Annotated in this window: 9 protein-coding genes; 7 read left to right on the forward strand and 2 right to left on the reverse strand. The window is 68.3% G+C overall.

Features of this window, described 5'->3' with window-relative positions; genetic code table 11:
- Positions 1-204 precede the first annotated feature (204 nt).
- Positions 205-1,107: an RNA polymerase sigma factor RpoH gene (gene rpoH / locus SGR02S_RS17715; protein WP_067113112.1), complete on the reverse strand. Its 903-nt coding sequence runs from the start codon at positions 1,105-1,107 to the stop codon at positions 205-207.
- A gap of 80 nt (positions 1,108-1,187) precedes the next feature.
- A complete protein-coding gene (locus tag SGR02S_RS17720) occupies positions 1,188-2,144 on the reverse strand; it encodes an RluA family pseudouridine synthase (RefSeq protein WP_067113143.1) in 957 nt (318 codons plus the stop codon).
- Positions 2,145-2,265: 121 nt separating this feature from the next.
- Between SGR02S_RS17720 and SGR02S_RS17725 the strand changes: the two genes are divergently transcribed.
- From SGR02S_RS17725 to SGR02S_RS17755, 7 genes are all read left to right on the forward strand, one after another.
- Positions 2,266-2,922: a histidine phosphotransferase family protein gene (locus SGR02S_RS17725; protein ID WP_067113115.1), complete on the forward strand. Its 657-nt coding sequence runs from the start codon at positions 2,266-2,268 to the stop codon at positions 2,920-2,922.
- A gap of 50 nt (positions 2,923-2,972) precedes the next feature.
- Positions 2,973-5,375 carry a chemotaxis protein CheA gene (locus SGR02S_RS17730; RefSeq protein WP_067113118.1) on the forward strand — a complete coding sequence of 801 codons (2,403 nt, stop codon included), beginning with the start codon at positions 2,973-2,975 and terminating at the stop codon, positions 5,373-5,375.
- Positions 5,372-5,809: a chemotaxis protein CheW gene (locus SGR02S_RS17735; RefSeq protein WP_067113121.1), complete on the forward strand. Its 438-nt coding sequence runs from the start codon at positions 5,372-5,374 to the stop codon at positions 5,807-5,809. Before SGR02S_RS17730 ends, SGR02S_RS17735 begins: the two co-directional genes overlap by 4 nt.
- A gap of 79 nt (positions 5,810-5,888) precedes the next feature.
- On the forward strand, positions 5,889-6,263 hold the full coding sequence (locus tag SGR02S_RS17740) for a response regulator (RefSeq protein ID WP_067113125.1): 375 nt from the start codon (positions 5,889-5,891) through the stop codon (positions 6,261-6,263).
- A 19-nt stretch (positions 6,264-6,282) separates the two neighbouring features.
- On the forward strand, positions 6,283-7,401 hold the full coding sequence (gene cheB / locus SGR02S_RS17745) for a chemotaxis-specific protein-glutamate methyltransferase CheB (protein WP_067113130.1): 1,119 nt from the start codon (positions 6,283-6,285) through the stop codon (positions 7,399-7,401).
- Positions 7,398-8,258 (forward strand): CheR family methyltransferase, encoded by an 861-nt coding sequence (locus tag SGR02S_RS17750; protein WP_237233528.1) that lies wholly within the window; start codon positions 7,398-7,400, stop codon positions 8,256-8,258. Before cheB ends, SGR02S_RS17750 begins: the two co-directional genes overlap by 4 nt.
- A 79-nt stretch (positions 8,259-8,337) precedes the next feature.
- Complete coding sequence (locus tag SGR02S_RS17755) at positions 8,338-9,027, forward strand: N-acetylmuramoyl-L-alanine amidase (protein ID WP_067113140.1); 690 nt, start codon at positions 8,338-8,340, stop codon at positions 9,025-9,027.
- Positions 9,028-9,133 lie beyond the last annotated feature (106 nt).

The following is a 9,133-nucleotide window of genomic DNA, read 5'->3' on the forward strand; positions in this document are numbered from 1 at the left end:
GGCTTTCGCCGGGGAACAGGTTTCTACCTGTCGAAAGGAGCTTGTTTCAGCATCCGTGGCCAGCCCTCCCGCTTTGCGCGGCATCTGCCGCAAGCGCGAGTCATGAATGCCGAAACAAGGCGAGCGTGACGAAGGAAACAAGTGTCGCGCCAGCCCGACCTGCGTCGAACGGCGTCACTCTCCGGAGTATGAGAGCCCCGCCGGTCAGGTCGCGATCAGCCGCCGTTCGCCGGCGAGCTTCAGCATCGCCTTCTGCAGCTTTTCGAACGCGCGCACCTCGATCTGACGGACGCGCTCGCGGCTGACGTCGTAGACCTGGCTCAGGTCCTCAAGCGTCTTGGGATCGTCGGTCAGGCGGCGTTCGGTCAGGATGTGGCGTTCGCGGTCGTTCAGCGTTTCGAGCGCTTCGCTGAGCAGCGCGTGGCGCACGTCGCGTTCCTCCGCCTCGGCGACGCGCTCGTCCTGCAGCGGGCCTTCGTCGCCGAGCAGATCCTGCCACTGGCTGTCACCGTCCTCGCCCATCGGGACGTTGAGCGACGTGTCGCCGCCCATCGCCATGCGGCGGTTCATGCTGACCACCTCGTCCTCGGTCACGCCGAGGTCGGTCGCGATCTTCGCGACATGCTCGGGGCTCAGGTCGCCGTCCTCGAACGCCTCGAGGTTGTTCTTCATCCGGCGGAGGTTGAAGAACAGCTTCTTCTGCGCCGCGGTGGTGCCCATCTTCACGAGGCTCCACGACCGCAGGATGAATTCCTGGATCGAGGCGCGAATCCACCACATCGCATAGGTGGCGAGGCGGAAGCCGCGGTCGGGGTCGAATTTCTTCACCCCCTGCATCAGGCCGATATTGCCCTCGCTGATCAGCTCGCTGACCGGCAGGCCATAGCCGCGATAGCCCATCGCGATCTTGGCGACGAGGCGCAGGTGCGAAGTCACGAGCTGTGCCGCGGCCTCGTTGTCGTCATGTTCCTGGAACCGCTTGGCGAGCATATATTCCTGCTCGGGCGTCAATAGGGGGAATTTGCGGATTTCGGCCAGATAGCGGTTCAGGCTCGCCTCACCGCCGAGCGCGGGCACCACAGCCGGAACGTTGCTTTTATTCGCCATTGGTAAAGTGTCTTCCCTAAAACCTGAAAATATCCTGCCGCGGTTGGCTCCGGCGGTCAAAATAGATTTTCATTCGAAACCTAAACGCGCAGTTCGTCGATCAGTTCCCGCATGTCCGCGGGCAGATCGCTGTCGAGTGCGATCCTTTTGCCAGTTACCGGATGAATAAAACCCAAATGGGCCGCGTGCAATGCCTGCCGCTCGAAACCCCGCGCTTTCAGCACGTCCGACAGCGGCTTGCGGGTGCGGCCATAGACCGGGTCGCCGACCAGCGGATGCCCGATATGCGCCATGTGGACGCGCACCTGGTGGGTGCGGCCGGTTTCGAGCCGGCATTCGACGACCGTCGCACCGCGCAGGGGTTCGATGGTGCGATAATGGGTGACGGCATGCTTGCCGCGCCCCGCGGCCACGACCGCCATCTTCTTGCGGTTCGTCGGCGAGCGGCCGAGCGCCGCCTCGACCGTGCCGTTCGCGGGCATCGGGCGCCCGGTCGCGATGGCGAGATAGCGGCGATCGATGCTGTGCGCCGCGAACTGCTTCGCCAGTCCCTCGTGCGCCTTGTCGTGCTTGGCGGCGACGATCAGCCCGCTGGTGTCCTTGTCGATGCGGTGGACGATGCCCGGCCGCGCCACGCCGCCGATTCCCGACAACTGCCCCGCGCAATGGTGGAGCAGCGCGTTGACCATCGTCCCGTCCAGATTGCCCGCGGCGGGGTGGACGACCATGCCCGCGGGCTTGTCGACGACGATCAGATGCTCGTCCTCATAAGCGATGACAAGGTCCAGGTCCTGCGCGACGTTGTGCGCGGGCGCGGGGGTCGGCACGCGCACTTCCAGCGTCGCGGGCGCTGCGGCTTTCGCCGCCGGGTCCCACAGCACCGTGCCGCGCGTGTCGGCGACCCGGCCGCCCTTGATCAGCGTCTTGACGCGCTCGCGCGACAGGTCGGGCAGCGCCTCGGCCAGCGCGCGATCGAGCCGCAGCCCGGCCGCGCTGTCCGCCAGCGTCACGGTCAAGATGGCGTCGTCCCCCTGCATCGGGGTCGATGTGGCTTCGGCGCGTCGAAATTCAAGGGGATCGCGCTTGCCCTTCGCCCCTTCGCTGCCGTAGGAGCGGCAGCGGACCGGGTCCGGTCCGCCCTGGGGGGAGCCTTCATCCATGACCGACGATCGCGTCGATTTCGCGTCCATGCTGGCCTCGCGCCTGTGCCACGATCTGCTCAGCCCGGTGGGCGCTTTCGCCAACGGGCTCGAACTGCTCGCCGACGAGCAGGACGCCGAAATGCGTGCGCGCGTTTTCGACCTGCTCGAACAGAGCGCGAGGACGTCGGCCAACAAGCTCAAATTCTTCCGCCTCGCTTTCGGTTCGGCGGGTGGGTTCGGCGATGCGGTGCCGCCCGACGAGGCGAAGGCGGCGATCGAGGGGATCATGGCCGACCGGCCGATCGAGCTGAACTGGATGATCGCCGACGAGCCGCTGCCCAAGCCGGCGGTCAAGATCATCCTCAACCTCGCGCTGATCCTCGTCGATGCGCTGGTGCGCGGCGGGCGGCTCGACATCGGCTGCGAAAAGGCGGGCGAGGGGATCGAGATCGCACTGCATGCCGAGGCCGAGCGCATCCTGGTCGACGCCGATGTCGAACGGCTGCTTTCCAAAGGCGAAGGGGCTGCCGCGATGACGTCGCGCACCGCGCCCGCCGCGCTCGTCCAGGCGGTCGCAGCGCAGAATGGCGGCACGGTGATGCTCGCGCGCGAGACTCCGACCTCGCTGCTCGTCGGGGCGGTGCTCAAGGGGGCCAGGCAAACCCTCCGTTAACCATTGTCGGCCATGGTGCGCGCAGGATTTTGGGGCGCACCGATACCGCGATGGACGATCTGCTGAACGATTTTCTGACCGAGACGTCGGAAATCCTTGCCGAAGCGGCGGGGGCGATCGTCGCGTGGGAGGCCGACCCCGCCGATCGCGAGCGGCTCGACGCGATCTTTCGGCTCGTCCACACGATCAAGGGCAGTTCGGGCTTTCTGGCCTTGCCGCGCGTCACGGCGCTGTCGCATGCCGCCGAGGATGCGCTCGACCAGGTCCGCCGCGGTAATCGCCCGGCCGACGCCATGCTCGTCACCGCGGTGCTGGCGATCGTCGACCGGCTGAGCGAGCTGTGCGACGTGCTGGGCCGCGACGGGGCGGAGCCCGCGGGCGACGACGGCGCGATCATCGCCGCGCTCGACGGCCGGCAGGCCGAAGCCGATCCGGCGGTCGAAGTCGCGGGCATCCCGCTTCGCCGCGAGGACGATCTGCTTGCCGACGGGCAGGGGTGGCGCTCGATCCGGGTGCCGCTGCCGCTGCTCGACAGCGTGATGACGGGGGTCACCGACATCGTCCTCGCGCGCAACGAATTCGCCCGGATGCTGCGCGAATCGGGGGCCGATCCGGCACTGATCGCCTCGTTCGACCGCCTGTCGGATTCGATCGCCGGCATGCGCCATTCGGTCAGCCAGATGCGGATGCAGCGGATCGACAAGCTGTTCGCGCCGCTGCCGCGGATCGTGCGCGACCTGGCGCAGGAAACGGGCAAGAAAATCCGCTTCACGACCAGTGGCGGCGAGGTCGAACTCGACCGCGAGATGATGGAGAATATCCGCGATCCGCTGATCCACATCGTCCGCAACGCGGTCGACCATGGCGTCGAGGCGCCCGCCGACCGCGCGGCGGTGGGAAAGGACATGACCGCGACCATCGTCGTCGCGGCGCGCCAGTCGGGCAACCAGATCGAGATCGAGGTGCGCGACGACGGCCGCGGCCTGTCGCCCGACGCGCTGGTCGCCAAGGCGGTCGCGGCGCGGATTCTGACCGCGAACGAAGCGCGCGCGCTGACGCCCGCCGAACGGCTCGGCCTGATCTTCCGCCCCGGCTTTTCGACCGCGGCGCAGGTGACGGCGATTTCGGGACGCGGCGTCGGCATGGATATCGTCAAGGCCAATGTCGAGAAGATCGGCGGCGTCGTCGAACTGCGCAACGAGGAAGGACGCGGCCTGTCGATCCTGCTGCGCGTGCCGATGACGCTGACGATCATCTCCGGCCTGATGGTGCGCGCCGCCGGGCAATATTTCGCGATTCCGCGCGGCGCGGTGCGCGAGATCCTGCTCGAAAACAGCGATACGGTGCGCATCGACCGCGTCGGCGGCGGCGAACTGGCGACCGTGCGCGGACAGCGCTACCCCCTGCTGCGGCTGGAGGAGGTGCTCGGCTGCCCGCGCGATGCGGAGGAGGATGACGACGACCGCGCGCTGGTGATCGTCCGGCCGGGGCAGGGGCAGAGCTATGCGCTGAGCGTCGCGGCGATCCACGATCAGGAGGAACTGGTGATCAAGCCCGCGGCGCCGATCATCATGGCGACCGGTCTTTATGCCGGCACGACGCTGCCAGACAATGGGCAGCCGGTGCTGCTGCTCGACGTGCAGGGACTGCTGGCCGCCGCGGCGATCGACGCGGCCGAGGCGGAACGCGGCGAAGCCGCCGCCGCCGAGGAGGCCGCCGCTGCGGCCGCGGCGCGCGACGCGGCGCAGCTTCTGCTGTTCCGCGATACCGATGGCCGGACGCGCGGCGTGCGCCTGTCGGTGATCGAGCGCGTCGAGGAAGTGCCCGCGCTCGCCCTGTTCGAAAGCGCCGGGACGGTGCGGGTCCAGATCGGCGACGATATTTTCCCCGTCCACGCCGATGCGCTGCCCGAAGGCCATGGCACGGTGAAGCTGCTGCGCCTGTTCGATGGCCGCACGGTGCTCTGCTATCCGGTCGCGGCGGTCGTCGACATCGTGCGGCTGCCCGACGCGGTGCAGCCCGCCGCGGCGCCGGGGCTGGTCGCCGGCGTCGTGCTGATCGGCGGCGAGCCGGTCGAGCTGATCGACCCGTTCTGGCTGATGGAACGCCACGCGTCCGTCCTGACCCCGTCCGTGGAGGAGGTCCGCCGGCCGCTGTGCCGCATCGCCGACGATGCCGACGGCTGGGGCGGCAATTTCCTCGCGCCGATCCTGCGCGGCGCGGGCTATCGCGTCGTGTCCGACGGCGATGCCGGCGACGGCGAGGCGCCCGACGTGCTGCTGTGCCTTGCCGCCGACGACGGGCCTTGCGTGCATGGTGGGGGCGGCGTCCCGGTGATCCGCCTGCGCGCTTCGGTGGCGACGGCCGGGCCGGCCGACGAAACCATCTATCGCTACGATCGCCAGGCGCTTCTCGATGCGCTGCGCCGGCATGTCGGGGGAGGCCGGCCGTGATCGACAGGCTCTATCTGGTCGCGCGGATCGCCGACACGCGCGTCGCGCTGCGCAGCGACGCGATCAATTCGGTCGTCACCGTCGGCCAGCCGGTCGCGGTTCCCGCCGCGCCGCCGCATGTCGCGGGAATCTTCGCGCTGCGCAGCCGCGTGCTGACGCTGATCGACCCGCATGTCGTCGTCGGCCTGCCGGCGGTTCCCGTCGCGCCCGGCCAGCGCGTGATCGTCGTCGACGTCGGTGGACACGGCTATGCGCTGCTCGCCGACGCGATCGAGGATGTCTGTTTCATCGCGGCGCCCGAAACGCGTGTCGCGGGCAAGCTGCTGCCCGGCTGGGCGCGGGTCGCGGACGCGATGATCGAGCATGACGGGGCGTCGCTGCTCGTCGTCGACCCGGCGCATTTCATCGCCGCGCCCGCCGCGCGGGCGGCCTGACGGGGTGCCCATCATGTTAACGCGCTGCATACCCCTTTGGCCTAGGGTGGCCGAAATCCCCGGGGGTCGGAGGTAGAAAATGTCGAAATCCTGTCTGGTCGTCGATGACAGCAAGGTCATTCGCAAGGTCGCGCGCCATATCCTTGAAAGCATGGCCTTTGCGGTCGATGAAGCGGCCGATGGCCAGGAAGCGCTGCGCTTCTGCCGCGCCAACCGGCCCGACGTGATCCTGCTCGACTGGAACATGCCGGTGATGAGCGGCATGGAATTCCTGGGCGCCTTCAACGATCTCGATTTCGGGCACGACGAGCGCCCGCGCGTCGTCTTCTGCACTACCGAGAACAGCATCGACCATATCCGCGCGGCGATCGAGGCTGGCGCCGACGAATATGTGATGAAACCGTTCGACCGCGAAACGCTCGAAGGAAAGCTGCAACTCGTCGGCGTTGCCTGAGGCTGTTCGAGACCGCCGCATGACCCGGCCGCAACCCCGCCCGAACGATCCGCCGCCGGAAGAGGCCGGCCCGGTTCCGCGCGACGTGCGCGTGATGCTCGTCGACGACAGCCTTGTCGTGCGCAGCATCCTCGAACGCATCATCGAGCAGCGGCCGGGGCTCAGCATCTGCGCGTCCTTCGCCTCGGCGCAGGATGCGCTCGCCTGGCTGGCGCGCGAGTCGGTCGACGTCGTCGTGCTCGACCTCGAAATGCCGGGAATGACGGGCATCGACGCGCTGCCGCTCATCCTCGAGCGCGCGGCGAATGCGCGCGTGCTGATCCTGTCGTCGAATTGCGTCGAGGGCGGATCGGCGGCGATCGACGCGCTGGCGCTCGGCGCCAGCGACACGCTCGCCAAGCCCGGGCGCGGCAGTTTCTCGGGCCGCTTCGCCGAGGTGCTGACCGATCGTATCCTCTCGCTTGGCCAGCGCCCGCCGGCGATTCCCGCCGCGGCGCGCGCTGTCCGCCGTCCGGCACGGCTCGCCGCGGCGCCGGCGATCGACGCCGGCCAGCCGCTCGAATGCATCGCGGTGGCGGCGTCGACCGGCGGCATTCCGGCGTTCACGACCTTTCTCGCGCACCTCGATCCGCGCATTCGCGCGCCCATCCTGCTGACGCAGCATCTGCCCGACGCTTTCATGGAATTTTATGCGCGGCAGATCGCGACGCTGACGGCGCGCCGTGTCCATGTCGCGACGGCGGGGATGCCGGTCGAGGCGGGGCATATCTATCTGGCGCCGGGCGACGCGCATCTGGTGGTCGTCGCCAACGGTCGGCGGCGCAAGATCGCGCTCGACCGGCACCCGGTCGACAATGGCTGCTGTCCTTCGGCCGACCCGATGCTGGCGTCGGTCGCAGAGGTCTATGGCGAGGGCGGCGTCGCGGTGATCCTCAGCGGCATGGGGCGCGACGGCGCGCAGGGAGCCGCGCGCCTGAAGGCGGCGGGCGGCACGGTTTTCGCGCAGGCGCCCGAAAGCTGCGTGATATGGGGCATGCCCGGCGCGGTCAGTCGGACCGGGATTGCCGCGGCGACGCTCAACCCCGACGCGATCGCGCTGATGCTGGGCGGCAGCCTGGCGGGACGGTCGCGGCGATGATGGGCGGCGGCACGGCCAGCGAATCGGCCTATCGCGTCCTGATGAGCGTGCTCGAATCGCGCACCGGCCAGACGCTGTCGCCGAACCGCATCTGGCGGATCGAGATGTCGCTGAAGCCGGTGTTGCAGCGGCACGGCATCGCCGACCTCGACGCGCTGGTGGCCGCGCTCGTCACCGCGAACGGGCGGCAACTGCTCGACGACACGGTCGATGCGATGCTCAACAACGAGACCTTCTTTTACCGCGAACACAGCGTCTTCGACGATATTGCGGAGAAGGCGCTTGAATATCTTCGCGTGGTGAACGCGCGCCAACGGCAACTGACGATCTGGCATTGCGGCGTATCGACCGGGCAGGAAGCCTATTCGATGGCGATGCTGCTCGCCGAGCAGGGCGAGCGCTGGGCGGGCTGGCGCGTCGACGTCATCGGCACCGACGTCAGCCACCACGCCATTTCGCGCGCGCGGGTCGGGCTCTACAGCCAGTTCGAGATTCAGCGCGGGTTGCCGGTGCAGCGCATGGTCCGCTGGTTCGACCAGACCGAGGCGGGATGGCTCGCCAAGGCCGATCTGCGCCGCCGCGTCGACTTTTCGGTGCAGAATATGCTGATCGACCGGCCGCCGCTGGCCGCGCCGGCCGACCTGATCTTCTGCCGCAACCTGCTGCTCTATTTCGCGATGCCGATGCGGCAGAAGGCGTTCGCGCGGCTGCGCGCGATCGCGGCGCCGCAGAGTTTCCTTGTCCTCGGCGCCGGGGAGACGGTGCTCGGGCAGACCGACCAGTTCGTCGCCAGCCCGCGCCTGCGCGGCCTGTACGAACCGGCCGACCAGCAGGTGCGGCGCCCCGTCGCCGCCTGACCTTGCTTTTTGCGCCCCGCTGGCGCAGGGGAAAGAGCGGTTCCGCGCCGGGCCGGAACAATAATGGATCGCGAGAGGCATGGGCGATTTTATCGAACGCTGGTCCCCCAATTTCGACGAGCGCGCGCTGCCCATCTCGATGATCGTCCTGCATTACACCGGCATGAAGACCGGCGCCGAAGCCATTGATCGGCTTGCCGATCCCGCGGCGAAGGTTTCGGCGCACTATGTCGTCAGCGAGGATGGGCAGATCACCCATATGGTGCCCGAGGACAAGCGCGCCTGGCACGCCGGCAAGTCGCATTGGCGGGGCGTGCGCGATATCAATTCGGCCAGCGTCGGCATAGAGATCGTCAATCCGGGGCACGAATTCGGCTATGTGCCCTTTCCCGACCCGCAGATCGCCTCGGTCGTCCGGCTCGTCCACCTGATCAAGGACCGCCACGGCGTCACGCGCGGCAATGTCGTCGGCCATTCGGACATCGCGCCGACGCGCAAGCAGGACCCGGGCGAACTGTTTCCATGGCACGAATTGGCGCGCCGCCGCCTCGCGCTGCCGCGTCCGACCAAGAAGCTGACCGATCCGCTGTGGACCGATGCAGGCTTCCTGCTCGCGCTCGAGCGCTTCGGCTACGACGTGACCGACGGCTTCGCGGCCACCGTGGCGTTCCAGCGCCGCTTTCGTCCCGAACTGATCGACGGCACGATCGACGGCGAATGCCGGGCGATCCTGCTCGCGCTGCTCTTGCCGCAGCCCGAGGGGGATTGAGCGGCGGGGTTCGGCCGGGAGCCGACCTATCATTCATCGTCACCCCGGACTTGATCGGCAATTATCCCTTTTAGACAAGTCACTGTTCCCCGGCGAAAGCCGGGGT

Origin of the sequence: Sphingopyxis granuli NBRC 100800 (assembly GCF_001591045.1) — a bacterium.
Taxonomy (GTDB): Bacteria; Pseudomonadota; Alphaproteobacteria; order Sphingomonadales; family Sphingomonadaceae; genus Sphingopyxis; species Sphingopyxis granuli.